Source organism: Anaplasma centrale str. Israel (assembly GCF_000024505.1).
In the GTDB taxonomy this organism is placed as follows: domain Bacteria; phylum Pseudomonadota; class Alphaproteobacteria; order Rickettsiales; family Anaplasmataceae; genus Anaplasma; species Anaplasma centrale.
Genome location: NC_013532.1, coordinates 518,485 through 545,332, shown reverse-complemented (window position 1 = coordinate 545,332; position 26,848 = coordinate 518,485). Strand labels below are relative to the sequence as shown.

The window sequence follows — 26,848 nt, the reverse complement described above, 5'->3', positions numbered from 1 at the left end:
AACAGCAGGGCTACAAGCACCATTTCAACTTGCAATAAATAGCATACACACGGTGGTTCACCGCCCTCGTTCATGAAGCCGCAACACTGTGCTTTTTCTTTCCCTTGTTACCAATCCGATCTTCAACCACGTGCCTGAAGTGGCGAAACAGGCCTTGTATAGGCCACACCGCAGCGTCCGCAAGCGCACAGATTGTATGGCCTTCAATCTGGGATGCAACGTCAAGCAGTTTGTCTATTTCGCCATCTTTTGCGGTCCCATCAACCATCTTCTTCATCATCCTCCACATCCATCCGGTGCCCTCCCGGCATGGAGTGCACTGCCCACATGACTCATGCATATAGAAGCGCGAAATTCGCTCGATTGCCTCCACCAAGTCTGTAGACTTATCCATCACTATCAGCCCGGCTGTGCCAAGGCCAGATTGTACGGCCTTGAGGGAGTCAAAATCCATCAGCACATCGTCACAAATAGATTTGGGCAACATTGGAACAGACGAGCCACCGGGTATAACAGCCAAGAGGTTATCCCAACCACCAACAACGCCACCGGCGTATTTTTCTATTAATTCCCGCATCGGGATCCCAAGCTCTTCTTCCACGTTACACGGCTTGTTCACATGCCCCGAAATACAAAAAACCTTTGTTCCAGTGTTATTGGGTTTACCCAAGGAGGCAAACCATTGAGACCCTCTACGCATGATGTCACCAACCACAGCGACGGTCTCAATATTGTTTACGGTGGTGGGGCAGCCGTATAGGCCCACGGCTGCGGGGAACGGGGGCTTCAACCTGGGCATTCCCTTCCTTCCTTCCAGGGATTCCAGCTGCGCGCTTTCCTCCCCACAGATGTACGCACCGGCACCTCTGTGGATAAAAATATCTAAATCATAGCCAGACGAGCATGCGTTCTTGCCAACCAACCCGTGTTTGTACGCCTCATCCAAAGCCCGCGACAGCACTAGGTACTCATTATAGAACTCGCCCCTGATATAAACATATGCTGCGGTAACGCCCATGGCGAAGCCGGCTATTAGAATTCCCTCTATGATCTTATGCGGCTCATACCTGATTATGTCTCTATCCTTACAGGTCCCCGGCTCTGATTCGTCAGCGTTAATTACCAAGTATGCCGGACGTCCTTCTGGGCGCGCCTTGGGCATAAAACCCCACTTCACTCCCGTGGGGAACCCAGCACCACCTCTGCCCCTCAATCCAGAATCTTTAACCTCCTGGATTATTTTATCGGGGCCCAGCTCCAGTATCCGTTTTGTACCGTCCCAAGCACCACGCGCCCTAGCGGCCTCAAGATATGGGCACTCCCTACCGGCGAGGTTGGTAAACACCGCATCTTCGCTTTTCACTCAACACCCCGACGAGCAAACAAACAGATACTAACCCACAATTCCAAGAACATCAAACCCGTAGAAGCAACCATTCGCTTATTTTTGCAAATCAAGTTTTACATTTACTCTCTCTGCAAGTTCATAGATACCATATTTCCAGCCGTAGCCAACTTGCAGGATGCTGTCTACAACACTAATTGCACTCCCCCCGCATGATTTTACTAGGTATTTGATGTAGAGAAAGAACTCTTCCCACACAAGCTTAGAAAACTTATCACACTCATCACCGGCTTGCAGCTCTTCCGGCGGAGAATCTCCCCTTCTGGCGCTCCTATACAACCCGCTAGAAAGATCTATAACCTGCTCCATCTTCCCATCGCGCATATCGTATGAGCGATAAAACCCCCCTCTACAGCCGCTGGACCCGGTAAACCCGTCAGAGATCATTGCAAAAATAACATCTGGCAGCTTGGCACGTGCGGCGTGCAGCGGATCATCCCGGTTTAGCCGCTGCACTAGGCCGTCTAAGGAGGAGAGAAAATTGTCTATCCCAAGTGTGTCTAGGATGGAGAACGGGCCCGGAGGAGGTACGCCCGTGCGTTCATTGGCAATTAGATGGTCAGCCACCTCTACCCCAATACCGCATTCATAGGCAGCTGACACGCACGTGGCCGCCCAGAAATACCCTATCCTGTCAAAAAGCTCGCCCTCGCCCTCAGAGTATGCAAAAACTTCAAGCGTACCTTTATAAAGCTCCTTTATAGAGCTTATAATATCCTCAGACTCTCCGGAGTGGGGGACGAGTTCCAGCACTGATGCCCCGCGGAAAAATGTGGGGAACCGTATTGAGGTCAGCTTGCGTAGCAGCTGCCCCGGCACCTTGTTACTGAGCTCATCCCGTAACGCAGGTTGCACATCGGAAGATAAAAAGCACGCCATCCCATCTGGGGCCACAGTGGCGTAGAACTTCGCTTTCTCATCCACCCCACCGGCGATGAGCTCCACTACCCAATCTACCCCTTTCAAATCACAGCGCGCAGGGTCAAAATTGCGTAGCTCAACACGCCGACCAAACTTCTTTGAAGCCGCGGCTACATCATTGCAGAACAGCACCAAATCGCCTTCACGCGGGATTAGGGTTTCTACGGCTCTGACGCGAGACAAAGTCGGGTCTAGCACTGCTAACTTCTTTATTCGCAAAAGCCCCTCCAAAACCGAGACCAACGGCAGCACGCCGCCAGCAGCCCAACGGGTGTGCGGGCCGCCTATCAGGCGCCGAACTCCTCTTCAACCTTCTTAACTATGTCATCTGGAGGGCTTTCACCCCATCCAGAGTAGAGAATTTCGCCATAGAGCGCAACATCCATTGAGCCACTCTTGCTCTTTGCAAGAAACATCTCTCTCTTGCCCTTGTCCACCAGTACATAATGCCAAGCCGCCCTGCCTTTGTCTTTTCCCCGGACTAGGAACAGGCAATCCAGCCTACTCTTCCTTGTAGCGCTAGCAAACCCCTCATTACTCGCCCTGGTAGTCCTGAGGACGCCCCTATCTTCGCTGAAAACCGCGGGTTTACTACTTCTGTTCTCAACAAGCTTGGCAAACGGTTTGCCAGCACCTGCTTCGTTCCCCTTCTGGGTAAAAGATTTTTTTCCACCGAACCTAGCAGCGAATCCCTTCCCGCCGCCAGCGGAACCCCCCTGATCCGTCATCGCGCAAATCCTTCAAAAGTACAACAATCCGGCAAAACAGCAACCCAGGCAAAGTGTACCATGCGCAATACCCGAGTTCAATACTATTTGGTCATGGTAGTTGACATTGATTATAAAAAACATAACCCTACTTGGAAGAATTCGTGTGGCAAACTGTGGGCGGTACATTGCCCCACGCAGCCCATTGATTAGCAGCTGGTATGAATAAGCTCTGGATATTGGCCGGGCCAACGGCTTCGGGAAAATCTGAGGTGTCTAAAATAGTGGCGGAGCGCCTAGGGTGCACGATAATCAATTGCGATTCGAAACAAATTTATCAGCATGTTCCAACAATTACTGACCAGGCAGAATACCTGCGGACCAGCCCACAGTTCAGGCTGTATGGCTACGTGCACCCGAGCAATAGTTATTCTGTGGGATTATGGCTGGAAGACGCAAAAAGGGAAATATTGCTTGCTTGGGAGAAAAAGTCACCCACAATAGTTGTCGGGGGAAGCGGGCTATACATTAGCAGCTTGATATATGGGCTTTCAGAGATACCTCCGGCGGATGCACACATCAGGCAAAAGGCCAGGGCTCTGCTTAGTGAAGTTGGAAATGATACATTTTTCGAATTGCTGCTCCGCAGAGACGCAAATGTTTGCAAAATTGACCGACGCAACTCCAACCAGCTCCTGCGCGCCTTTGAGGTATTCGAGAGCACCGGAGTTTCGATATTCTCCTGGCGGGAGCGCTGCCCGAAAAAGCGCCCCTTTGAAAACTGCGAGGTGTGCGTGTTATTCCCCCCTAAGGAGGAGTTACACCCCAAAATTAATAGCAGGCTGGTTGACATGATAAACTCGTCCGCAGTGGCTGAGGTTGAGTATTTGATGTCACTAAACTTGCCTGCAGACGCCCCAATCATGAAGGCCATAGGAGTGCGGGAGGTCATAGAATATTTACGCGGGAACATAAGCTTGCCCGAAGCTGTAGAGGCTGCGCAGAGAAACACGCGGCAGTACGCTAAGCGCCAGTATACGTGGCTTAGAAGGCAACTACCGCAGGATGCGCAGTGCCTCCCCACTCGTGAGGAAATGGTGCAGCACTTGATATCCAGATTAACCGGGGCGGAGAAGTAAAAACCAACGGCCAAGCTGCCAGCATTTGGGCCGGGTACCAACCTGCTAGTCTACGTATCTGTACGTATTGATAGTAAACTCAAACGGCACTACCCCGGCGGAGGCCATTCTGACGTTAGATAGAGAGAAAGAAACCAACACTTTGCGGCGTTCAGTTGCAGCTAGCACGCCGTGCACTATGTGCTTAACTCTAAACTCCACAACCGCACTGCTGAGTGAGGCCACGCTGCGGGGCAGTAGTTCGACCTTATCAATCACCGCCTCTAGGGATATGGCATCAGTCTTGTATTTTGATATCAATGGGTGTATAATTGCACCCCGCTCCATGATGTTTTTGAACGCAACAAACACCCTTCTGGATGAGTTATTCTTCACGAAGCCCAGCTGTGCCTCTGTGCCATCGGGAGAGTATGACTCATAGCGTTTTACGTATTCCCCCGCAAGGTAGGAAGAAAGAAGATCCTCCTCCCTTTCCTCAACATCCACGCTGAGCCTTTTGATCAGCAAGAATTCGTCGCTGTACCGATCTGTATATTTGATAAAGCTAAAGTCGGTCTTGGTAGGGAACATGGAGTACGTATCCCACATCAAGAACAGGAGAAACGTCACGAAAACCACGAGTGAGACACACAGCCACGCCCTCTCGCTGACGGCGGCCAAATACTTACGGCAATACCACTCCAGTGCATCTTCAAAGTACTTCTGACTCTCGCCGATAAATTCGCTCATTCCTTTCAGATCATTCCCCGACACTGTGCGGCAAGAACCCCACTTCCGACTGTTTTGTGGCCGTACGCGCATGCTAATTTAAAACAGTTGCTATTGTATTGACTAGGCAGCAATCTAGGCGGCTATGGGGATGTTTCCACGTTTCGTGCAAAAAGTCCACACATTTCTTAAAATCGCAACCCTATACCCCCAACCAGGGTCTCAAGCCGCTCTATTTGGGGCATTTGGGCTGTTTTTAACCATCAACGGCGTCTACTTCCAGGCTTTTTGAGGTCCGCACCCCCAGATTTTTCAGGCTTTTTGTACGAGCAAGTATGTTCCCATGCCCTTCAGAAAGCTTTTTCATCACATCGCGGTATGAGCTACCAGCGGTATCTATCTGCTTACCTAACTTTTGCATATCATGAATAAAAGACGCAATCTTGTCGTACAATGCCCCTCCTTGGCGGGCAATTTCCAGTGTGTTGCGATTTTGGTTCTCCAGCCTCCACAAAGATTCAACCGTCTTCAGGGTTGCCAACAACGTAGATGGGCAAACCACCACGATCTTACGATACCACGCATATTTGTGAAGTTCGGCATCTGCCTGAACGGCTAGAAAATAAGCGCTTTCTATCGGGATAAACATCAGCACAAAATCTGGGGTATTAATGCCTTCAACATCAGAGTATCGCTTACTGGAAAGGTCACTTATATGTGCCCTTACGGAGCCCACAAAATGCTTGAGGTGCGTAAGCCGGGCATCTTCTTGCCTTTCTGAACAGTATTTCTCATAGTGCACTAGTGACACTTTCGAATCCACAATAATATGCTTATCGCCGGGTAAAAGTATCACAACATCTGGATATTGCTTTCCCCCTCCTTCAACGCCCTGCAGGCCCATACCTGCACCGTGCAGCTTATAATCCTGCCCTCTGCGTAGGCCGGAATCTTCCAGCACTCTTTCTAATATGACCTCACCCCAATTTCCCTGGATTTTTGCTTCTCCCTTAAGCGCGTTGGCTAACCCTTCAGCCTGAAGTGTAATCTTCTCATTGGCGAGTATTATGCGCTGAATCTCGTTCTTTAGCGAAAATTGCTCCTTACCATGCTGGATAAACGCCTCTTCCAGTTCACGCTTCAGGGCTTTCATATTCTCCTTTACCGGCTCCAATACTCCGCTCAACCCCTCGCGCGACATTTTATTTAATTTATCAACTTTTTCATCAAAAATCCGATTCGCAAGGTTTTCGAAGTGTACCTTACACTGCTCATCAACACACTTCAAAAAGTTGTCTAGTTGCGCGCCGCCCTGCTCCAAACTCTTTTTCTCAACTTCAAGCACCAAGGCCCTGTCTTTGGCATCTTGCAACTTGAGCTGCAAAGACTGCACTTCCTCCTTCAAAAAAGCATTTTCATGTTCTGCACCCTGAAGTTTCTCCTCAAGATGCTTTTTTGCGGTGCTAACCTCGCCATAGCTGCGGTATGAAACCCGGGTCTTCAGCGCAAAAATATACGTAGCAGTGAACACGCAAAGTGCTTCCACCACCAATACAGACACTGTATACCAGGTAACATCCAGCGTCATAAGTGCTACCCCACACAAAATGGTCTTACAATTGTAGGGCTTATCATATAGTATGTCTAAGTTCTTTTGAAGCGCGATTCAGGAATTCCAGTGCACGACATTGAGCTTATTAAAAAAGACCCTGAGCTGTTTGACAGGGCCATGATATCCCGTGGCTTTGGTGAGCAGGCGGAAAAAATCATCGAATTAGATCTAAAAAAGAGGGGGGAGCTGTCTACTTTGTATTCCCTACGAGAACAACGAAACGCAGTAACGCGGGAGGTGGCCCTCTTGAAGCGTAGCGGAATCGAGTGCACACCCCAAATCGAGGCCTCCAAGAAACTGGCTGAAGAGATAGAAACGCTTGAGCACAGTATTAAGGAGGACACGAAACTTTCCAACTTACTTGAAAGCCTCCCTAATGTCCCTGACCCTATAGTGCCGGTAGGCAAAGATGAGAGTCATAACGTTGAAGTGCGGTCACACGGACAGAGGAGAGATTTCGCTTTTGGTATCAGGCCCCATTATGAGCTTGGCGAAATGCTGAATTTGTTGGATTTCAAGCGCGCCGCAGTGCTGTCTGGAGCCAGATTTTCCATTTTAAAAGGTCAGCTTGCGGAGCTCGAGAGAGCACTTGCAAGCTTTATGCTAGATATGCACACCAAGGAGTTTGGGTATACAGAAATATCACATCCGGTCTTGGTGAACGAGCGCACAATGTACAACGTGGGTCAATTACCAAAGTTTCACGATGATTCTTTCCGCACTACAAACAACTTCAGGCTTGCACCGACCAGTGAAGTTGCACTGGCTAATCTGGTATCGGGAACAACGCTCCCACGTGACTCCTTGCCGATGAGATTTACGGCATATTCCCAATGCTTTAGGGCAGAAGCTGGAAGTGCCGGCCTAGATACGCGGGGCATGATGCGACAGCATCAATTTGGCAAGGTGGAGCTCGTTAGTATTACTACAAGCGACGCATCAAATGCTGAGCTTGAGAGGATGACTTCAATCGCGGAAGAGGTATTGAAGAGGCTAGAACTCCCGTATAGAGTTATGCTATTATGTTCAGGGGATATGGGGTTTTCCGCAAGCATTTCTTACGACTTGGAAGTGTGGATGCCGGCCCAGGACAAGTATAGGGAGATTTCCAGCTGCTCAAACTGTAGGGATTTTCAAGCCCGAAGGATGGGAGCGAAGTATTTCTTCTTCGAAAACAAGAAAAAGCACTCCACACTGGTACATACCCTAAACGGTTCTGCACTCGCTATCGGGAGGACAATAGCCGCTATCATGGAGAACTATCAGAACGAAGATGGATCCATCACTATCCCAGACGTGCTCAGAAAGTACACCGGAGCAAGCGCAATAATGCGCGCAGAAGATGCCCTACCTTGAGTCTGCATCAAGCCAGAGTCGAAAAGGTGGGGCTTCCTCCGGACAGCGTGCGCAGCAGAAGCTGCAAACAATACTGTGAAGTGGTAATCACTGATGGGCACACGCCTACATGCGTGTATCTAGTCCCATGTTTTCGGAACATACAGTTCACAAATGCACAAGGTGCATTGTGCCTCAACCCCATGATAGCGACGGAGGGGCGCTGCGTATACTATCGCGGTTACTATCGCGGTCAGATGCCACAACATCACTACAACTCTCCATATCAACCTGCACGATATCCAGACATCTTATTTCGGGTAACGAGCACTCAGTGCTTGCATCACGCTTGGGCGTCGGCACCGTCGGCGCCCCGGACACTCGAGCTACACTACGTTCAGGATACCCCATCTCGATCTCAATTAAATTTGGAACATATACCTCTCTGAACCTGCGCTCGGATGTAAGGCACCCCGGTAGTGGAGCCTGGTTTACCGTGTTTCTATGTAACAGATTATTGAACCTGTAAGAGGTACTCGTCATCTGCGCAGAAAGACATATGCACAATCCAATTAAACACAAAACCGCACCATGAATGGAGAGCGAAATGATAATGTGCTTGTCCACATCCTGTTTGCTGTATTTGCGCACAATGTACGACGCACCCGTAAAGGCAAGTGCACTGCAGGTAACCACAAGAGCGGCAACGGACCCAACTACAACCGCTTGCCTACTGTTCACAATCACCCCGCAACATATTATACAAACTCGCGCTCAGCGTGCATAATGCTATCATGTATTATGACAACTTCAACATATTTCTTAGTATATTTACCAATTTTGCCAACTGTAACCGGCCGCGCGTCCTGGGATAGATACCGTTACACGCAGTTGGAACAGCCGTGCTTTGGTGGCAATGTAACCCCGGCAGAATTTATATGTCTGCACGCTGGGCCTGCTGCACAAAACTTAAAATCGGCCAACCCGCATACCGTTAGGAAAACCCATACCGGGCTTGGCCTATTCCCATCGCACCAGAGGAGGCATGGACATCATTATTGCATCCGGGTTCCCATTGGTCATGAGGCCGAATCTTGTTCCTCTGTCGTATATAAGATTAAACTCAACGTACCTGCCACGCTTCAATAATTGAAAATTACGCTCCTCTGCCCCCCATGTTTTGTGCATGTTTCTCCTGACAATGGCAGAATACACCCGCAAAAAGCATTTTCCAACCTCCTGCGTGAATGCAAAATCCTGCTCCCAGTTTCCAGTGCATAGGTTATCGTAAAATATCCCGCCTACACCGCGCATTTCTTTTCTGTGAGGGAGATAGAAATACTCATCACATCTTTGCTTAAACTTGGGATAGTATTCGGGATTAAACTTATCGCACGCAGCACGTATGCCCTCGTGGAATGTGGTTTTGTCATCTTCATCATAATATGTAGGGGTCAGATCCATGCCGCCACCAAACCAACTTTTCGAAGTGCACATAAACCTGGTATTCATGTGCACCGCGGGTACAAATGGAGACTGCATGTGTGCAACCACGGAAATGCCACTCGCCCAAAAATCACCCCCACTCTCCTGCGCTCCAGGTATCTCACGCGCGAAGTTACCGTCCATTACGCCGTACACCGTTGAAAAGTTTACCCCAGCCTTCTCAAACACTTTGCCAACAATCACGACTGACTCACCACCTCCACCACCTTCTCTGTCCCAGGTCCTACGCTTAATCTCCGGACGGCTATCAGAAAACTCCTCTTCGATCGCTAAAAATTGATCAACAATCCTATCGCGCAACTCGTGAAACCACCCTGCAACCCTTTCCTTTTTTTCGTTCATATAAGTCCGATTATTATCAACACGTAAAGCGTATACAAATTTCAAGCACAAACAACCACAAAGCAGCTACACGCGGATCACTACCACACCCAAAAAACCTATACCAAGCCAAGTTGCGGGACAGAACTCGAGGGGAGAATACACACAACGTTACCCACAGCAACACCATACGGGAGAAACCAGGCGCTTAGGGAAGCTTAGCCGCGCACAAGCGAGACGAACTTATTGTTCCCCACGGAACTCACAGCAGAGTGTTGTACCGGTGCCGTGCGTCGTAAATAGTTCTAATAGCAAAACATGAGGTATGGCACAATCGACTATATGGGATGTGCCACATGTTTCACGGGAAAATTTTATACAGGCCTGCAGCTTGTGCAGCATATTTGCACTCATTCCCTCATCTTGCAAAAGCTTCTCGGCTCCGTCTGATGAGATCTCTCGCAACAAACAACCCTGAGCATCTTTTACGCAATCTGCAGCATCTGCCAAAAGTACAAGTTTCGCTGCAGACATGGCCGAAGCTATTGCACCAGCCATAAGATCGGGGTTCACTATGTAGGTGGCCCCATTGGTGCCACTACACACCGGTGATATTACCGGAACAAAGTCTGACTCCTCAAGAAGGAATAGCAGGTCTGTATTGACTTCACTAGGCTCCCCTACAAACCCAACATCCATGATTTTTTCTATATTGTTCGGCCCTCCGTCCCTCAGGGTACAGCACATCTTTTTCGCTCCCACCAAGCAAGCATCCTTGCCACTCACGCCTACGGCGGAACCCCCAGCATTGTTTATCTGCTGAACCACCTCCTTGTTTACGAGGCCTGACAGGACCATCTCTGCGATTTCCAAAGTCCCCACATCCATAACCCGCAGGCCGTTAACAAAAGTGCACTCCCTGCCAAATCTTGCTAAAACTTCCTCAACTTTGTAGTCACCCCCATGCACCACAATCGGGTTTATGCCAACCTGCTTTAATAACACCACATCACTCGCAAACCTCGCAGCAAGGTTTGCGTCCTTCATTGCGGTTCCATCATATTTGATTACAAAAGTCTCCCCCGAAAACCTCTGTATGTAGGGCAGAGATTCAGACAACACTTTAACGTCACGCAGCCACTCACTATTTCCCAAAAATTGACCATCATTAAGCTCGGACATCGCGCCCCCCTGGCCATTCTTTGACACATTTTGAGACTTCATGAACCAACTCCTTTATCCCCTTTCCAGACTTGCTGCTAGTCCCAATTATTGGATGCAGCAACATACAACACCCCTTCACCCTACTCTGCACGGCAGACAGAACGTCGTTAAACTCCGTGCACGCCAATCTGTCAATCTTAGTCAGGACCAAACTGTAGTGTATGCAGCGCTCCTCAAGCCAGGATATAAAATCCATATCTACTTCCTTGAGCCCGACTTTAGAATCTATAAGCAAAACCAGCCTATGTAAAGCTTCCCTAGTCAGCAAGTAGTGTTCCACCAACGACATGTAAGAACTCGCGCTTTCTTTTGATGCTTTGGAGTATCCGTAGCCAGGAAGATCAACAAGCGCAAGTGCGCCTTCATTGAGGTAAAAGTTGATTTGCCGGGTAGACCCCGGATTGGAAGACACTCTGGCACCTTTCTTGTTTTTCGTTACTGCATTGATGAGGCTAGACTTCCCAACATTAGACCTTCCTGCAAAAGCAACCTCGGGCACCTGAAAGTCTGGTAGGGAATGCTTATCTTGCACTCCAGCAACAAACCTGCACTTAGACAACATACACGGCCCACAATTTCACAGCACCCAGTGTACATTGCGCGGCGGAGGTATAGTATCAAAAACTTGCGATTTTCTGATAGCAACGGGTAGTACATCTCAGCAAACACCATGACTGTTCCACATGCCCCCACCTGCGTGGAAACGTGTCACAACACTGAATGCACCTGCACACATGCGAAACTTACTAAAGTGCATTGATTGTTTTAATCCACGTGCGCGGCATACAGCACAAAAAATTTACAATGTTTTGCATAGATGTTAATATGGCCGCGGTTTGCGCTTGCGGTTTTGAACGGCTGCCCTAGCCATGAAGTACAGGTAAAATTATGAGCTTTGAAGACAGCCTTGAGGGGTTGTGCGAGAAATTTCGTATCTTGAAACAGCAGCTGTCGGATCCTGAGTCACTTGGGGTTCAGGCTTTCGTTGTTGCGTCCAGGGAATATTCTGACCTACTACCTATAATGTCTCTGGTTGAGGAATATCAGACAGCGCAGAAAGAAATTGAAGAGCTAGAAGGGCTCATCAACAGCACAGATACAGATGCGGAGTTAGTCCATCTGGCAAGGGAAGAGTTGTACACAAAGCAAAAGTTAATTCCAAAATTAAAGCACCAGCTGCAATTGTCTCTACTGCCAAAAGATAAGGACGACTCCCGCAGCGCGATTCTGGAAATCAGAGCTGGAACCGGAGGGGAGGAAGCTGCGCTGTTCGTGTGCGATCTGTATCGTATGTATATAAAATATGCGGAGAGAAAGTCGTGGAAGGTGGAGCCCATCGGCATCTCTACTACTGGCATTGGCGGATATAAGGAAGCCTCTCTGTGTATAGGAGGAAAAGACGTGTTCGCGCGGTTGAAGTTTGAGTCTGGCGTGCACAGAGTGCAACGCGTACCGGAAACCGAATCTTCGGGCAGGTTGCACACTTCCGCAGCAACCGTTGCTGTGTTGCCAGAGGTTGAAGAGGTAGATCTAAAAATTGACGAAAAAGACCTCAGAATAGACGTTTACAGGTCGAGTGGGCCGGGAGGGCAGTCAGTAAACACGACTGACAGCGCCGTTAGGATAACGCACATACCAACTGGCATAGTGGTGATCCAACAGGATGAAAAATCCCAGCACAAAAACAAGAGCAAGGCTCTAAAAGTTCTGAGGGCAAGGCTGTACAACCTAGAAAAACAAAAAATAGAAGATGAGATATCGAAAATGCGCAAAAGCCAGATAGGTTCAGGGGACCGTTCGGAGCGTATCCGGACTTACAACTTCCTCCAGTCCAGGATTACCGACCACCGCATTAACATGACGCTATATAGGCTTGAGCACATAATGAAAGAGGGAGATCTTGATGAATTTGTCGATGCCCTCATCGCCGATGACCAAGCAAACAAACTGCAGCAGATTTCCTCCTAGCGCGCTCCGCACATTTACCCATAACCTACGGCAACCTACGCGCCAGTTCCTCCAAAGGCAGCAACATCCAGAATCACGACCTCATCGGTAATACACATAGTCCACAGCCAACAACCTGCTCGGAAAATCAGAGCCTAATGCATCAAGTACGTCTCACTCATTGTTGCGTGGGCAGCAACCCGCATTGCCGTCACAACTAGGCCCCCTTAGGCCCACGTCTACAGCTCCACATGCTGCAGACGGCAGCGCTATAAAGGAAGGTTATCGTGCTTGCGCCAAGTGCGTGCGATTTGTTTGTCGCGCAAAAGGCTCAAAGCAGAGTGCAGGTGTTTCCTGGTGGAGGACGGCACTATGACATCATCTATAAACCCTCTCGACGCTGCAACGTAGGGGTTTACTATCTTATCATTATATTCCTGCACCAATCTTTGCAAACACTCCTGGTCTTTTTCATGGCGGAAAATAATTCCAACAGCGCCTTCCGAACCCATGACTGCTATCTCAGCACTAGGCCAAGCATAGTTGACGTCGCCGCACAGGTGCCTCGAATTCATCACAATATAGGCACCTCCATAGGCCTTGCGGACAATGACGCTTATTTTCGGCACGGTCGCCTCTGCATAGGCATATAGCAACTTCGCACCATGGGCTATTATGCCGGAATATTCCTGCGACACACCCGGCATGAACCCAGGCACATCAATAAGTGTGACAATCGGTATGTTAAATGCATCGCAAAATCTTACGAACCTGGCAGCCTTTCTAGAGGCATCAATATCCAAGCACCCCGCCAGATGCAGCGGCTGATTTGCTACAAACCCCACGGTATGGCCGCCTATCCTGCCAAACCCTGTGATGATATTTTTTGCGAAATCTGGCTTTAGCTCAAAAAACACTCCCTCGTCACACACCTTGTGTATCAGTTCGTACATGTCGTACGGAGTGCTGCTACTATGCGGAACCAGCGTATTTAAAGACTCGCTTTCTCTGTCCACAGCATCTCTTGTCTCTCTGAATCTGGAAGAGCTCCTATTATTTGCAGGCATAAACGAGAAGAACTTCCTTATCTGGCACAACGCGTCAATTTCGTCACTAAAAGCACGATCGGCAACTCCGGTTTTCTTCGTGTGTACGGCAGAGCCACCCAAGTCTTCCTGGGTAACTTCTTCAAACGTGACTTTTCTAATGACGTCTGGCCCGGTAACAAACATACACGAGCTGCCGCGCACCATGAACACAAAGTCAGTAAGTGCGGGAGAGTATACTGCGCCACCCGCACACGAACCCATTATTAAAGATATCTGCGGGATTACCCCGGACATTTCAACATTCCTACGGAATATTTCACCGTAGCCGGCAAGAGAATCCACCCCTTCCTGGATGCGGGCACCTCCGGAATCGTTAATGCCTATCACGGGCACCCCCACCTTGGCAGCTATGTCCATGACGTGGCAGATCTTTTTCGAGTTCATTTCGCTCAGAGAGCCGCCGAATATCGTAAAATCTTGTGAGTACACGCACACCCTCTGGCCATATATTGTGCCAGAACCGGTGACAACACCATCCCCCGAGATTTTTGCTTTGTCCATGCCAAAGTTGGCTGATCTGTGTTCCACAAACACCCCGTATTCCTGGAATGAGCCTTCATCAAGCAGAACTTCAAGTCTTTCCCTAGCGGTGAGCTTGCCCTTGCTATGCTGTTTCTCCACTCGGGACACACCACCACCAGACTTGAGCTTAGATTTCTTACTCTCCAGCTCTTGAATAACCGCAGAACACATCACATACCTGAACAAATTAAACTGTAGTATGCGAAATTATACCAAAAAAATCTCTCGATTTTCATCTTTTGTAAAACTAAGCCACTAATTGCAGACAAATCTCCCGAATTGTAGGGAGCTTTGGGCCCTAGCAGTCTTAGCGCTCAAAGTGGGTGCAGCAGGAACAGGTTCCCAGCCCCCATCAGAAGTTACAGCAGAATAAAGATCACTGGCAGCAGCAAGGAAATCACTTTGAGAAGCAAGAGCATGCAAGGAAGAATTTAAGGTAGACTTACCACACTTTGATGAGGGGTTTTGCTCTGGAGCAGTTAGTGGCAGCAAGAGTGCAACACAGATAGTTATGGCAATACAAGCCAGAGCCATGAGCAATCTATACTTTGGACTAGCAGCAAGAGGAGGAGTAAGCCATTTTAGCATTCTCATCCCTGCTTTTTTCTCCTGCTTATAGTCTTCTATCTCATCATGATTTAAGAGATCAGGACCACCTTTATAGTCTTTAGTATCCTTATAGTTATCTATAACAGAAGAGAAGCATTTAGAAGTTACAGGAACCTTAGCAGAATATAGATCAGCGATGGTTTGAATGATTGTACATACTGAGACCAATATAGAAAATGCCATCAGTGCATAAGGAATGAATGCTAGTGCTGCTGCACCTGCGGTTATAGTAACGGCTGCAGCCCAAGTACCACCACCCGTAACCTCACCCTCAGCAGCCGCACTTGCAGTCCCAGCACCAAAGCCAGCCTTAGCAGTTATACCACAACCTCCCAATACACTGGCTTTAGCGCTTACAGTCCCAGACACTGCAACAGTACCTTCAGCATATACAACACCCTTAGCACTCACACTACCAACACCAGCATAAACGCCACTTGCCTCAACAGTGATACCACCAGCCTCAGCACCAACCTTAGCAACACCAGCAGAAGTCCAAGCAGCCAAACCCTGAACACCATTACCTAAACCAACCTCCTTAGCAACCTCCCCAGACACACCATAAGCAACAGCCTTAGCAACATCAGCACCACTCCCAGCACCAACAGCAACCTTCCCACCAACAGCAACCCAACTAGTGGCACCAGCAGCCTTGGCAACAGCCTCGGCACCTGTAGCAGCACCAAAAGCCTTAGCGGCCGCCTCACCAGCTGTGGCAGCACTAGCACCCACACCAATCTTAGCAACAGCATCCACAGCAGCTTCAGCGGCGGTTTTACCGGCAATCAGCGCAGCATTACCTACAGCAGTACCAGCAGTTTTTACAGTGGCACTAGCGGTAACCACACCTGCACCAACACCCCAGGCAGTCCCAACTGCCTTTCCCACTGCAGTACCAGTCCCAACCACATTGGCAACAGCAGCCTTTATGGCGGCAGCAACTGTACTTGCATAAGCTGAGGCTCCAGCCAACACACCATTACCTACAGCTTGCGTTGCAAAATAACCACCTGCACCAGCAGCAGCTGCAGTACCTGCAGCTGTTATACCATAACCTACCCTTTTACCAACCTCTGATATATTAGGAGTTATAGGAGTAAGAACAGGTTGTAATGATTGAACAGTAACTAATCCTTCTTCCTTTACTTGTTTAACTTGCTTACAAGATCTAACTAAATCTCTTATAGAAAACCCTGTTACCACTGAACATGCTGCAGCCATCACACCAGCCAATGCAACAGCTGCAATCATCCATGGGCTACCAACAGCCACTGCAACACACAGTGCTGCTATGGCACTACATACCATAAGCAGCATACCCATATTCAGCAGTACTCCAAACTGATTTAACTACAGCGCCACCAGGAATCAAAATACTGCACAACTTCCCTCTAATAAGAGGTTCGCCTCCCTACACACCCTCAATAGCACCCTAGCCATGGACAGGGCTGTGTGGTTGGGGTGGGAGGATACACATCCAATTCACCCTAGTCAATCAGAAGAAGTGCGACTGCGGGCATAACGTTTTTCTCCTATATTGCCATTTTAGGACTTTTGCTGTACCATCCTGCCTGGGTTTGTGGAGCCGAAATAGTGCGCGTTATTACCAGGTTTGCTCCGTCTCCAACCGGAAGCTTGCATCTGGGTGGAGCGAGAACTGCTCTGTTCAATTGGTTGTTCGCCAGGCGCCACGGTGGCCAGTTCCTGCTCCGTATGGAGGATACAGACCAGGAAAGATCTTCCGAAACCGTTGCGCAGTCTATTATCGAAGACATGGCGTGGCTTGGGCTGCATCATGACCGAGATGTAGTGATCCAGTCTGCGCGGAGAGAACGCCACACACAAGTAGCAGAGGAGTTGCTTGCGCGCGGCAAAGCTTATTACTGCTATTGTTCGGAATATGATATTGCTGCTGAAAAACTGAGGCACGAAAATGAGGGTAAACATTACAGGCATCACTGCCCATCAAGGGATGCAAATCACGCACAGTCGGGCACTGCTGGGGTTTTGAGGCTTAAAAGCCCCGAAAACAGGGAAATAAAGTTTACGGATGGAGTATATGGGGAAATATCTGTAAGCAGTGAGCAGATTGATGATATGGTCATACTGCGGTCAAATGGCCACCCAACATATCTGCTGGCAGTGGTAGTGGACGACCACGACATGTGCATTACCCATATTATAAGGGGTTCCGACCACATAACAAACACGATAAAACAAATGTTGCTTGCCGAGGCTATGGGCTGGGACAATCCCCAGTTTTGCCACATACCCTTGATACATGATGAAGGAGGAGCAAAACTGTCGAAAAGAAACCGTGCACCGGGAGTGCATGAGTATCGGGAGCTTGGTTTTTTGCCCGAGGCTGTGTGCAACTACCTGCTGCGCATGGGTTGGAGCCACAAGGATGAGGAAATTATAACAATGCAGAGTGCAACTCAGTTGTTCTCGATAGAAAAAATCGGCACTTCCCATTCGTGCTTAGACAGCAAAAAACTGCTATTTTTAAACCATCACTACATGAACCAAAAAACTGAGCTTGAGATTCTTGGGCTCCTGCTGCCGTTTTTGGAACAAGAACTGGGCCACACCGTTGCTGAAACAAAACTCGCTCGGCTTTCTTTGGGAGTAAAAAAGCTCATGGAAAGGGCCAAGACTCTGGCTGATCTCGCTAGAGATTCGGTGTTTTATGTCCAAAATATACCAATTTCCGTTGATGACGATGCAAAGCAAGTTATTCTCAAAAGTTCAGAGCTGCTAGCCAAACTTGTAGGTGCAATGTCACAAATAGAGCCAAAAACCTGGACGAAAGACTTTTTATCTTCGTATATCAAGGAATGGACAAAGAGCAACGATGTGGTGATAAGTGATGTTTATCACCTGCTGCGCGCAGCCATAGCTGGAAGGCTTAGCACCCCGAGCATATCAGAGGTTATGGAAATATTGGGACAGGAAGAATGCATCGGTAGGCTGCGGTTTTTTCTCAGCGCATAACGTATTGCACTCCAAGGATTATAGGGGTTTCTACCAGTACATGAAGCACCTTGTCGCTAGCAATGCATGTAAGGCTAATTCTTTGCTACTTAGCACAGCACAGAAAGCTGTAGCGTATATGGCTGAACACTACAACGCTTTACTGAGCAGCATTATAGTATATCAGTGTGTAAACACTTGCCCAACTAATCCATCCAGCAGCAGCACACTTAGGAAAGTTGGTAGTAATGCAGTTCAACACCTTATACCACTGTTAGGCTTTTCTTCTATACTTTCAAGCATAGCAGCAAGACTGTACAATGCTACTAGTAAGGAAGACTTGGTCTATGCAATAAGTGTGGATAATGCCCGGCTTATCATGGAAAGCCAAGACTTTAAAGATGCAGTATGTAACAATTGAACTAGCGTTTTGCATTCGCGCCCACAAAATTCCTACTTTCCGAAAACGTTGAGTTGTTACGGATGTTTCACACAAGCGGGCCACGTGGGGGGAAAGTCTGGGAACACATTGGGTAAACCCTGGTGACCTTCCCACAACTCCCGGGGAAGGCTGCGCACCTCCAGCATGCAGGCTTGAGCACAAGAGTATGCGCAGCAGTACAGCTAATCAGGTAACAACCCCGCCAGCAAAGTAAGCGCAGCAGGCGGGGATTTGCTTCTTCCGACAGCGGTAGGCCTAAAATTTGACCTTCATCCCAGCGAGCATCACTCGCCCATTATTTACGCCATTAGTTTTCTCGCTGTCTAACACCACAGAAGACCGTGCGTTAAAGTAGTGGTAGTTCGCAAAGAATGAAAAGTCAACCCTAGAGGCGCTTGTGGAAACATTATATTCCGCTCCCAGCGCAATTTCGTTTAGCTTATTGCCGCTATAATTGCTACCCCTATAGATTGCTGAGACGTACGCCCCGTTATATTCATATCCACCTCCCAGCGTCCAAAAGTAGGTTCCTCCTGTCTTGATAAGCACTCTGTCGCGGCTATCGAGCACAAACTTTTCCCCGTTCCAGGCGTACATGTTGTTCACTCTATCTATCGGACCGAGATAACCGTAAGAGGCCGCCAATTTCAGATTTTTGTAACCAAACATCCCACCAAAGGCTATGTTTTTCACATCATCCAATTTTGCAAAGGAAACGTGCTCGTTCAACAGCCCTTTTTTGCTTTTCGCATACTCGCTGATTGCTGACACCTTAAAGTCCACCCCCTTGAATTGCGCTGAGTAAGTCATAGCGACATTAATCACGCGCTCGTACAAAGGCAATACGTGGCGAGTTCTGGCGTTTTGTTCCTCAACCACCGCATTCTCAAGAGTTCCCCGTAAAAAGCCCAGGCCAAGCCCAAGAAGCCCGCTCACGGGAGTCTGTGTTTTCACAGCAAGCTTACGTGGTACGTGTGCACTGATCACCTTATCCTCATCGTACCCGAACGGTGAGTAGCTGACACCCAGTCTCAACCCACCAAAACTTGGGGAGAGGTATGAAAATCTGAAAGGCAATGCATTAACTAGGTTAACTGGCAAACCGCGATTGGAGGCGCTAGAAACCCCTTTGGAGAATCTGTTACTGCCCTCCAGTATGCTCTGGCTGTACAGTCCAGTAGACAGGTAAAATGTATTCTCCAGATACCGCTTCCTCAGCTCGTTTGGAAGATCTACTGCATCGGCATCAGAGTTTTCCAAGGGGTCATGAATACCCCGCAGATTTACATATCGCATCCAAACATTGCCGTTATCCCCTGCCCCTATACTAAAAGCGTCGACTTTCATCAGGGAATCAACGCCCTCTTGGTACCCGGCCCTCAAGTCACCAAACTGTGTGTTGACGAATACGTGCGCACCCCTGCTACCAACTTGCTTAAAAGAAACGTACTCGCTCTTCTGAACATATGGCACATCGAGCTCTAAGCTTCCCCCATAGGAAACACCCCATACATCGTTGCGTCCTTCAGCAGTGATGTTCAACATCCCATCTGAGGCAAACCCGTACTTCCTTGAATATTCAGAAGGAGAGTCACCTCGTTGTATGCCCTGAGTGCGGTAGTAGCCACTTTGAAGTGATACCCACCCGTGAGTAATTAGGCTTCCACCTATATCTATAGAGGGCACGGTACTGGCATATTGGTCAGCTGTATTGTATTTGTTTTGTCGCTCAGCAGAGGCGACGTTTCCATTACTGTGTAACTTTTGGCCACGAGATACGGCAAATGCATCGCCCGCCTCGCATAACACCAAAAGAGACGCAAGAGCAGTGGAAAAAGAAACTCTCGTCATTATGTATTACCTGATTAAACATTGAAAATATGTTAGCTGTACGAGCTATACTTAATGAGCAGCAATAAACATGTCAAGGAATTAATACTGATATAGCATAATATTATTATGTTATATGCCTATACTTTAGGATTGAATGATAAAAACTTCAGTTTTCTAGGATCTTTCAGAAAATCTGGATGGCAAAATACCGGTAAGACCAGCGCAAAAGCATCCCCAAAAGAAGACACAAGGAATATGGTCTGACCGCATCCAGCTGCAGGTCAGACCATATTTTGGAAACTAAAAGTCGAACTTCACGCCAGAAAGGACCACGACGCCGTTGTGTCTGTGGTGCTTACGCTCATACGGACCAACGCGCGTATAACCGTCGTCGTCACCTTCCCCCCTCTTAAACTCACTAAGACTCTGCTCCAGGGAAAAAGCATGACAATTGACGAACAGTCCAAACTTGGCGTTTTTTCGCTCGTACAAGTTATAGCCGAGGCCAATGGCTAAGTCTCTCAGTATATGCTCACCATCGAACCCCCTTCCGTAATCGTGATACGCTGCACCACCACGGGCTACACCCGCAGTGTGACCCACCCTACTGATAAAGTACACTACACTAGAGTAGAAATCGCCGTAGCCATACCCGAGCAACGACGCAAAGTAATAGGAAGGAAGGTTGGTCCCGTACGGCACCTCCCAAGTTTTACTACCTTGACTCACAACCTTAGGGCGTCCAGAGCTACCCAAATATCCGTACGACATTGCGGCCTTCAATCCGGCAAACTTGACCTCAACACCTGCAGATAGCGCGGCAAGGTTGCTATACTCAACAAACGGGCCGCTACCCGGATGCTGCAGTATGTCCGTGTACCGTTTGGGCCTAGAATACTCACCAGCAACAGATAAACCGAGCGCCACATCATCATCGCCCCAATCATAGCGCAACGCACCACTCAGTATGTTCTTATAAACAGGCCCGAGGTCAAAACTGGGCTGCACGGCAAGGAGGGCAAACTTCTCATCCACCACGGCGCCAGCAGCAGTAGATTCTCCTTCATCGCTGCTGTCGCCCACACCATGCCCAACGCCGAGCCTGTACGCATCACTTTTGAACAGATCGTCTCTATAGCCAGACGGAGAGTAGCTAATACCAAGCGAAAACCCGCCAACCCTTGGAGACACATACGAAAATCTCATGGGCAAAATCCCCAAAAACCTGCGAGTCTCCCTAAGAACACCAACCCTGTCGAAGCTGCCGATAGACCGAAAAAGGTTCTCGCTATATAGTCCCGGATACATATGGAAAGGCATGCCGGAAGCGTACCCCAGGAAACACCTAAGGTACTTGCCCCATGCACTGCCGCTCCCTCCAGGAACTAAAGCAAGCACATCCGCCTTCATGGAGGACTCCACACCTTCCTGGTAGCCAAGCGAGAAGCTGCCGTAGGACGTATCCGCAAATATCCTGCTGCCAGCACCGACCATCTCATCGTAGAACGACTTCCCGAAAGATCCTACAGGAACCGATAGTGCAAAATCCGCACCGTAGACCAATCCAAGTGTACTATCCCCCTTAGACCTCAACCCAATTGCAAGCGCAGCATCATAACTGGTCCCCCAGCTGCCTAGATTATGCTCGAAAACGTGCGCATCACCTATGCCATACCTACCGTAGCGCCGGGGCATATCCTCGTCACCACGCACTCGCCTGTGTCCTTCGTGCTCATCCCCCACAGGATTATCATCCAACAGCCACGCGTAAGAGAGCACCCGCCCGGTGACAAAAGCATACCCCTTACCCACACCCTGAGGACCGGAAGCAGCTACACTCCCAGCAGAGACAAACAACAACGCTGCCGCCATCACCGGAGCTACTAGAGAACCTCTATGTACCATACAACACCCTCAAAACTAGACACCTGACTAGAAGACCAGCTTCACGCCGGACATTAACACATCGAAATCGTACGAAAGGTGGCTGTCAACCCAGCTCTTCCCTACAAGGCCTCTGGCAAAATCGTACTCCACAGAAACTCTGTGCAGCTGCGCGAACAGTACGCAGCGCATATCCACGCTTTTGTACAGATCATAACCGAGCCTGACGCCAAAATCGTCCACCTCCGCCAAAGACACATACCCACCCTTCACACTGGTAAAATATGACAGCTCCGCACGCAGAGGTCCCGAACCATAGCCCACACCTACTACAAAATAGCTCGAAGGACGCCAGGTAGAGTCAGCCTTACCACGGCCCCAGTCCACAGTGGAACCTACCAGGGGACCCCTGGGGTACCCAGAGCTACCCAGGTGCCCGTATCCAAACCCAAAATCAACACCCCCAGCCTCTACACTCGCAGACATACCAACCGCCGCAAGCGTACAGAAGCCGCTATCAGGAGCTATGTCACCATAACCTTTAGCCTCGGTAGCAGGAGCCCACTCCGCAGCAAAAGCGGCACCGACTTTTACCTCTTCCCCACCAAGACGAAACGCACGCTCCACTGACAGAGCCGCACTAACAACGTTCTTGTAAGCTGGAGCATACAGCACATCATCAGCCAGGATTACCCTCGAAACACCAACAGCAGGCACGTCGGGAATGCCAACCCTCGCAGGAGCCTGATCTCCTGCTAGCGCATCACCTACTACAGACTTGCGACGCACACCCGCACTCCGCTGCGCACTCCTCACCCCCACTCTCTCAGATCCATCAACAAACTCCCATCTCTCTCCCTTCTGCAACACGTCCTCGTAATAGTACCCCCTAAAAAGCTCCGCGTCGTATCCAGTAGGAGAATAACTCAGACCAAATTTCACCCCGAAGAACGTAGGTGACTGATAAGAAAATCTGAACGGGAGGCTATTAGCAAAATATCTACTGTAATGCCTGCTATACTTATCTGCGCCGTAATAGTCTACCAGGCTATTCTCGCGAAACACAGACTCGCTGTAGAGGCCTGGATATAGCAACGCCGCACCACGTAGCCACCACCATCCTTCACCATGAGAGAAAAAGCCACCCTTCAGCATGGGCAATTTGTACTTCATCAATGTCGGATCCCGACCGCGCACAAAATCGTCAAACACGTTCCCGCGCGGACTGGGAAAAGAGATGATGGACTCAACCCCCTCTTGGTACCCGAGGGAAAATTTTCCGTATGAAGTCAAAACAAACACCCTGCTGCCACGGTTAACGATAGCCTTGCCACTACCCTCAACGGCGCTACCAACCTCCGGCACTAAGAGCTGAAAATCCGCCCCGTACAACATCCCAGAATCCGCAGCATACTCGAATGTCATACCCCCAATAAAGTCGCAATCTCCTTCCCATCCGAAATCCTTCGACGCCCTACCCTTAGCCTTGATGGAGTTCTTAAATGAGCTGATAGGGCGACCGTCAGTGGAAAATTCAGGGAGCACAGCGTGCCCTCCCCAGCCATAGAAGAGGAGCTCACCACCAAGTGTGAACCCATCATCCCAGCCACGTATGGCACTACCCTCAGTAGAAAACCCTACCCTACCACCTAAAGAGCCAGACGCAGAATCGGCAAAAAGAGCAAAACTATGGCACAGCCCGCAACAAACCGCACAGAACGCTAGCAGGACCCGCATAAATCAACCCTAGAAAGCAACACGCTACGGCAGGTTAAAGCATTTATAACCATAACACAACCAAAAATGTGCATCTACGCGCGCATAAAACACCCAATGTGCCCGGAAAGCCGATACATGTTACACACACATTTTTGTGAATTCCGATGTGCAGCCGCATTGGCATGCACTCACAAATCCGCAATGGCAGGGAGTTTGCAACGGTACAGAAACGTGCAAACCCTGAATTTGGAGCAACACGCGCAATGACCCTGCCATGGGGCCGTATGGCCCACAGGCCCGGTTACCTATTTCAGCAGCGTCCTATAAAGCCTGGAGTACATCATAGCAAACAGAGCGGTACCAATAGCCAACGATAGAACTACCTTCATCCCAAGCTTCTTTCTACGTTCCATCTCGGGCTCAGCCGCCCACTGCAGAAAATTGACCACGTCATGCGCGATATTCTCAATACTAGGCGCAGTACCGTCAGAATAGCTGACCACACCCTCAAAAAGAGGAGGAGCCATGGCAATCTTTCCTCCGGGAAAATGCCTGTTCAGATAAAGGCCGCCCTCATCGGCTTCGCTGCTCTCATAACCTGTGAGCAAGGAATACACATAATTAGCCCCATCATGGCGGGCTTTGATTATTAGAGATAAATCTGGTGGATAGGCACCGTTGTTCGATGCAGCTGCAGCTTCCCTATTTGGAAAAGGGCTAGGAAAGTAATCCGCGGGTATTCCAGGCCGTTCAAACATCTCACCCACCTCGTTAGGCCCATCCTGTACCGAATAGGACCCCGCTATCGCCGTGATTTCCTCATCAGAAAAACCCACGTCGCGCAGATTACGAAACGCAACCCTACTCATGGAATGGCAGCTGGAGCACACCTCTTTGTAAACCTGATAGCCGCGCTGTATAGCACTTCTATCGAAGGAGCCAAAAATACCACTGAACTTCCATTTTTGCCGTACAGCACCTTGCGTTTCGGCGTGCATCACCCCTGCAAAGGACACGCCAAGCGCAAGCAAAACCACAGCCAACAAAACCGGTGAGTATCTCCTCATCTATTTCATCTCCGGCACGGCATCACTGATACTCTCGGGCAGCGGCTTACACCGCTCGTACTTGGAAAGCACAGGTAGTATAATGAAAAAGTAGCAAAAGTAGTAAAAAGTCGCCAGCCTACTGAAAGACACAAACGGCTCGCGCACCTCCTGGCTACCCAGCCAGATCAACGAACAAAAGTCCAAAATAAGAATCCAGTAACAGACTTTGAAAATAGGGCGGTACTTACCGCTTTTTACAGGCGATCTATCAAGAACAGGCAACAAAAACCACACCGCTATGGAGCCGAACATGGTAACAACCCCAAGGAGCTTATCTGGAATAGAGCGCAGCATCGCGTAGAACGGGAGGAAATACCACTCAGGCACTATATGTTCGGGGGTTACCATAGGATTCGCCTCTATGTAGTTGTCGGGATGACCCAGATAATTGGGAGCATAAAACACGAAAAGATATAAAAAGACGAAGTATAACCCGAACGTTATACAATCCTTCACCAAAAAATACGGATAAATGGGCACGGTATCACGCTTTGACTTCACCTCAACCCCGCTGGGATTCCCAGAACCAAACCTGTGTAATGCGGCAATGTGCACAACTGCAAGAGCAACGAGCACAAACGGCAGCAGGTAGTGTAGCGCAAAAAACCTATTCAGCGTAGAGTTGTCTACGGAGAAACCACCCCACAACCATCTCACAATGCTTTCACCCACAATGGGGATAGCAGAAAAGAGATTTGTTATGACTGTAGCGCCCCAAAAACTCATCTGGCCCCACGGGAGCACGTACCCCATGAATGCGGTGGCCATCATGATGAAGAAGATTGTGATGCCAAAAAACCAGACCAACTCTCTAGGCTTCTTATACGAACCATAATAGAGCCCACGAAAAATGTGGATATAGACAACGATAAAGAAGAAGGATGCACCGACCGCGTGGGTATAGCGCATAAGCCATCCATAGCGCACGTCACGCATTATGCGCTCCACACTGTCAAACGCATAATCGACATGCGGAGTGTAGTGCATTGCGAGAAAAACGCCAGTTAAAATCTGAACCACTAGCGCAATCCCGGCCAGCGACCCAAAATTCCACAGGTAATTAAGATTCTTCGGCACAGGATAGGCAGCCAGGTGTTTTAGAAATCCGCCCACAGGCAGCCTATACTCTATCCAGGCCCAAACACCCAGACCAGGCCCACCGGAATTGCCCTTGCCTCTAGACATACCCCACACTCCTACACAGTAGACTCAGCGCTTTTCTTGCCAATCACGACGGTGCTATCATCGGGAAAGTAATAGTCAGGCACGGAAAGATTGAGCGGCGCCGGACCCGCAACCACTCTACCAGACGTATCGTATTTAGAACCGTGACACGGACAGTACCACCCCTTCGTGCCATCCTTCACTTCTACAGGCACACAACCCAAATGTGTACAAATGCCCAGCACAATCAGCCATTCGCCGCTCTCCTGACGGGTACGTTGTTGGTCACTTTGCGGATCACGCAGGTCCGCAACATTGACCGCCCTAGCGTCCTCTATTTCCTCCGCAGTTCGCCTGCGTATGAAAACCGGCTTCCCCTGCCACTTAACAACCTTGGTGCTACCCTCCTTGATGCCAGATAGATCCACCTCAATCGTAGCATGAGCCATTACATCTGCAGACGGGTTGAGAGACTCAACCAGAGGATACACGAAAGACGCCGCCCCCATGCACGCCATAGAGAGCGTGGTAAGGCCCAAGAAATCCCTACGCTTCATTTCACCACGTGGGACGCACTTGTCTTCTCCCTCAACCACAGCAACACCCTCCCCACATGCACGCCGAAACCCCCAACCGGGAACCACGGCGGCCGTATTGTA

Annotated in this window: 22 protein-coding genes; 5 read left to right on the top strand and 17 right to left on the bottom strand. The window is 49.3% G+C overall.

Annotation, left to right across the window (positions count from 1 at the left end; all coding sequences use genetic code 11):
* Nucleotides 1-70 precede the first annotated feature (70 nt).
* The 3 genes from nuoF to ACIS_RS02440 all read right to left on the bottom strand — a co-directional run bounded on the left by nuoF (nt 71) and on the right by ACIS_RS02440 (nt 3,054).
* Complete coding sequence (nuoF, locus tag ACIS_RS02450; RefSeq protein WP_012880648.1) at nt 71-1,363, bottom strand: NADH-quinone oxidoreductase subunit NuoF; 1,293 nt, start codon at nt 1,361-1,363, stop codon at nt 71-73.
* 78 nt (nt 1,364-1,441) lie between these two features.
* Nucleotides 1,442-2,545 (bottom strand): 3-hydroxyacyl-CoA dehydrogenase, encoded by a 1,104-nt coding sequence (locus ACIS_RS02445; protein ID WP_238523320.1) that lies wholly within the window; start codon nt 2,543-2,545, stop codon nt 1,442-1,444.
* Between the two features lie 68 nt (nt 2,546-2,613).
* A complete protein-coding gene (locus tag ACIS_RS02440) occupies nt 2,614-3,054 on the bottom strand; it encodes a hypothetical protein (protein WP_012880646.1) in 441 nt (146 codons plus the stop codon).
* A 200-nt stretch (nt 3,055-3,254) separates the two neighbouring features.
* On the opposite strand from ACIS_RS02440, the gene miaA reads away from it, so the two are divergent.
* A complete protein-coding gene (gene miaA / locus ACIS_RS02435; RefSeq protein ID WP_012880645.1) occupies nt 3,255-4,172 on the top strand; it encodes a tRNA (adenosine(37)-N6)-dimethylallyltransferase MiaA in 918 nt (305 codons plus the stop codon).
* 45 nt (nt 4,173-4,217) lie between these two features.
* Here the strand turns inward: miaA and ACIS_RS02430 are convergent, their stop codons facing one another.
* Complete coding sequence (locus ACIS_RS02430; RefSeq protein ID WP_010264842.1) at nt 4,218-4,925, bottom strand: hypothetical protein; 708 nt, start codon at nt 4,923-4,925, stop codon at nt 4,218-4,220.
* Between the two features lie 211 nt (nt 4,926-5,136).
* Nucleotides 5,137-6,468 carry a DNA recombination protein RmuC gene (locus ACIS_RS02425; protein ID WP_012880643.1) on the bottom strand — a complete coding sequence of 444 codons (1,332 nt, stop codon included), beginning with the start codon at nt 6,466-6,468 and terminating at the stop codon, nt 5,137-5,139.
* A gap of 90 nt (nt 6,469-6,558) precedes the next feature.
* On the opposite strand from ACIS_RS02425, the gene serS reads away from it, so the two are divergent.
* Nucleotides 6,559-7,848: a serine--tRNA ligase gene (gene serS / locus ACIS_RS02420; protein ID WP_010270176.1), complete on the top strand. Its 1,290-nt coding sequence runs from the start codon at nt 6,559-6,561 to the stop codon at nt 7,846-7,848.
* Between the two features lie 174 nt (nt 7,849-8,022).
* On the opposite strand, the gene ACIS_RS02415 is transcribed toward serS, so the two are convergent.
* The 4 genes from ACIS_RS02415 to yihA all read right to left on the bottom strand — a co-directional run bounded on the left by ACIS_RS02415 (nt 8,023) and on the right by yihA (nt 11,440).
* Entirely contained in the window at nt 8,023-8,568 is a 546-nt protein-coding gene (locus ACIS_RS02415; protein ID WP_041651451.1) for a hypothetical protein, read from the bottom strand.
* Between the two features lie 279 nt (nt 8,569-8,847).
* Nucleotides 8,848-9,675 carry an oxygen-dependent coproporphyrinogen oxidase gene (gene hemF, locus ACIS_RS02410; RefSeq protein ID WP_012880640.1) on the bottom strand — a complete coding sequence of 276 codons (828 nt, stop codon included), beginning with the start codon at nt 9,673-9,675 and terminating at the stop codon, nt 8,848-8,850.
* 222 nt (nt 9,676-9,897) lie between these two features.
* Nucleotides 9,898-10,878: an acetylglutamate kinase gene (argB, locus tag ACIS_RS02405; RefSeq protein ID WP_187286254.1), complete on the bottom strand. Its 981-nt coding sequence runs from the start codon at nt 10,876-10,878 to the stop codon at nt 9,898-9,900.
* Nucleotides 10,823-11,440: a ribosome biogenesis GTP-binding protein YihA/YsxC gene (yihA, locus tag ACIS_RS02400; RefSeq protein WP_010267811.1), complete on the bottom strand. Its 618-nt coding sequence runs from the start codon at nt 11,438-11,440 to the stop codon at nt 10,823-10,825. Before yihA ends, argB begins: the two co-directional genes overlap by 56 nt.
* Before the next feature lie 326 nt (nt 11,441-11,766).
* Here yihA and prfA point away from each other — a divergent pair, with 326 nt between their 5' ends.
* Nucleotides 11,767-12,846 carry a peptide chain release factor 1 gene (prfA, locus tag ACIS_RS02395; protein WP_012880638.1) on the top strand — a complete coding sequence of 360 codons (1,080 nt, stop codon included), beginning with the start codon at nt 11,767-11,769 and terminating at the stop codon, nt 12,844-12,846.
* 248 nt (nt 12,847-13,094) lie between these two features.
* Here prfA and ACIS_RS02390 read toward each other — a convergent pair whose 3' ends face one another.
* Together ACIS_RS02390 and ACIS_RS05100 are read right to left on the bottom strand one after the other, a co-directional pair.
* Entirely contained in the window at nt 13,095-14,627 is a 1,533-nt protein-coding gene (locus ACIS_RS02390; protein WP_041651160.1) for an acyl-CoA carboxylase subunit beta, read from the bottom strand.
* A gap of 84 nt (nt 14,628-14,711) precedes the next feature.
* A complete protein-coding gene (locus ACIS_RS05100) occupies nt 14,712-16,388 on the bottom strand; it encodes a hypothetical protein (protein WP_012880636.1) in 1,677 nt (558 codons plus the stop codon).
* Nucleotides 16,389-16,658: 270 nt separating this feature from the next.
* Here ACIS_RS05100 and gltX point away from each other — a divergent pair, with 270 nt between their 5' ends.
* On the top strand, nt 16,659-18,059 hold the full coding sequence (gltX, locus tag ACIS_RS02375) for a glutamate--tRNA ligase (protein ID WP_041651158.1): 1,401 nt from the start codon (nt 16,659-16,661) through the stop codon (nt 18,057-18,059).
* A gap of 40 nt (nt 18,060-18,099) precedes the next feature.
* Nucleotides 18,100-18,459, top strand: a complete 360-nt coding sequence (locus ACIS_RS05560) for a hypothetical protein (RefSeq protein WP_238523319.1) — start codon at nt 18,100-18,102, stop codon at nt 18,457-18,459.
* 276 nt (nt 18,460-18,735) lie between these two features.
* Here the strand turns inward: ACIS_RS05560 and ACIS_RS02365 are convergent, their stop codons facing one another.
* The 6 genes from ACIS_RS02365 to petA all read right to left on the bottom strand — a co-directional run bounded on the left by ACIS_RS02365 (nt 18,736) and on the right by petA (nt 26,746).
* A complete protein-coding gene (locus tag ACIS_RS02365; RefSeq protein WP_012880633.1) occupies nt 18,736-20,331 on the bottom strand; it encodes a porin in 1,596 nt (531 codons plus the stop codon).
* 282 nt (nt 20,332-20,613) lie between these two features.
* On the bottom strand, nt 20,614-22,218 hold the full coding sequence (locus ACIS_RS02360) for a porin (protein WP_012880632.1): 1,605 nt from the start codon (nt 22,216-22,218) through the stop codon (nt 20,614-20,616).
* 27 nt (nt 22,219-22,245) lie between these two features.
* Complete coding sequence (locus ACIS_RS02355; RefSeq protein ID WP_012880631.1) at nt 22,246-23,934, bottom strand: porin; 1,689 nt, start codon at nt 23,932-23,934, stop codon at nt 22,246-22,248.
* 287 nt (nt 23,935-24,221) lie between these two features.
* Nucleotides 24,222-24,983: a cytochrome c1 gene (locus ACIS_RS02350; RefSeq protein WP_012880630.1), complete on the bottom strand. Its 762-nt coding sequence runs from the start codon at nt 24,981-24,983 to the stop codon at nt 24,222-24,224.
* Nucleotides 24,984-26,210 carry a cytochrome b gene (locus ACIS_RS02345; RefSeq protein ID WP_012880629.1) on the bottom strand — a complete coding sequence of 409 codons (1,227 nt, stop codon included), beginning with the start codon at nt 26,208-26,210 and terminating at the stop codon, nt 24,984-24,986.
* Between the two features lie 11 nt (nt 26,211-26,221).
* Nucleotides 26,222-26,746, bottom strand: coding sequence for a ubiquinol-cytochrome c reductase iron-sulfur subunit (petA, locus tag ACIS_RS02340; RefSeq protein ID WP_011114430.1), 525 nt, complete (start codon nt 26,744-26,746; stop codon nt 26,222-26,224).
* Nucleotides 26,747-26,848: the final 102 nt, after the last annotated feature.

Bases quoted from the DNA above. Each gene is read 5' to 3' on its own strand.
- ACIS_RS02440 (WP_012880646.1), bottom strand. From the start codon at position 3,054: ATGACGGATCAGGGGGGTTCCGCTGGCGGCGGGAAGGGATTCGCTGCT.
- miaA (WP_012880645.1), top strand. From the start codon at position 3,255: ATGAATAAGCTCTGGATATTGGCCGGGCCAACGGCTTCGGGAAAATCT.
- ACIS_RS02425 (WP_012880643.1), bottom strand. From the start codon at position 6,468: ATGACGCTGGATGTTACCTGGTATACAGTGTCTGTATTGGTGGTGGAA.
- hemF (WP_012880640.1), bottom strand. From the start codon at position 9,675: ATGAACGAAAAAAAGGAAAGGGTTGCAGGGTGGTTTCACGAGTTGCGC.
- argB (WP_187286254.1), bottom strand. From the start codon at position 10,878: ATGAAGTCTCAAAATGTGTCAAAGAATGGCCAGGGGGGCGCGATGTCC.
- yihA (WP_010267811.1), bottom strand. From the start codon at position 11,440: ATGTTGTCTAAGTGCAGGTTTGTTGCTGGAGTGCAAGATAAGCATTCC.
- prfA (WP_012880638.1), top strand. From the start codon at position 11,767: ATGAGCTTTGAAGACAGCCTTGAGGGGTTGTGCGAGAAATTTCGTATC.
- ACIS_RS02390 (WP_041651160.1), bottom strand. From the start codon at position 14,627: ATGTGTTCTGCGGTTATTCAAGAGCTGGAGAGTAAGAAATCTAAGCTC.
- ACIS_RS05100 (WP_012880636.1), bottom strand. From the start codon at position 16,388: ATGGGTATGCTGCTTATGGTATGTAGTGCCATAGCAGCACTGTGTGTT.
- ACIS_RS05560 (WP_238523319.1), top strand. From the start codon at position 18,100: ATGAAGCACCTTGTCGCTAGCAATGCATGTAAGGCTAATTCTTTGCTA.
- ACIS_RS02365 (WP_012880633.1), bottom strand. From the start codon at position 20,331: ATGACGAGAGTTTCTTTTTCCACTGCTCTTGCGTCTCTTTTGGTGTTA.
- ACIS_RS02360 (WP_012880632.1), bottom strand. From the start codon at position 22,218: ATGGTACATAGAGGTTCTCTAGTAGCTCCGGTGATGGCGGCAGCGTTG.
- ACIS_RS02355 (WP_012880631.1), bottom strand. From the start codon at position 23,934: ATGCGGGTCCTGCTAGCGTTCTGTGCGGTTTGTTGCGGGCTGTGCCAT.
- ACIS_RS02350 (WP_012880630.1), bottom strand. From the start codon at position 24,983: ATGAGGAGATACTCACCGGTTTTGTTGGCTGTGGTTTTGCTTGCGCTT.
- ACIS_RS02345 (WP_012880629.1), bottom strand. From the start codon at position 26,210: ATGTCTAGAGGCAAGGGCAATTCCGGTGGGCCTGGTCTGGGTGTTTGG.
- petA (WP_011114430.1), bottom strand. From the start codon at position 26,746: ATGAAGCGTAGGGATTTCTTGGGCCTTACCACGCTCTCTATGGCGTGC.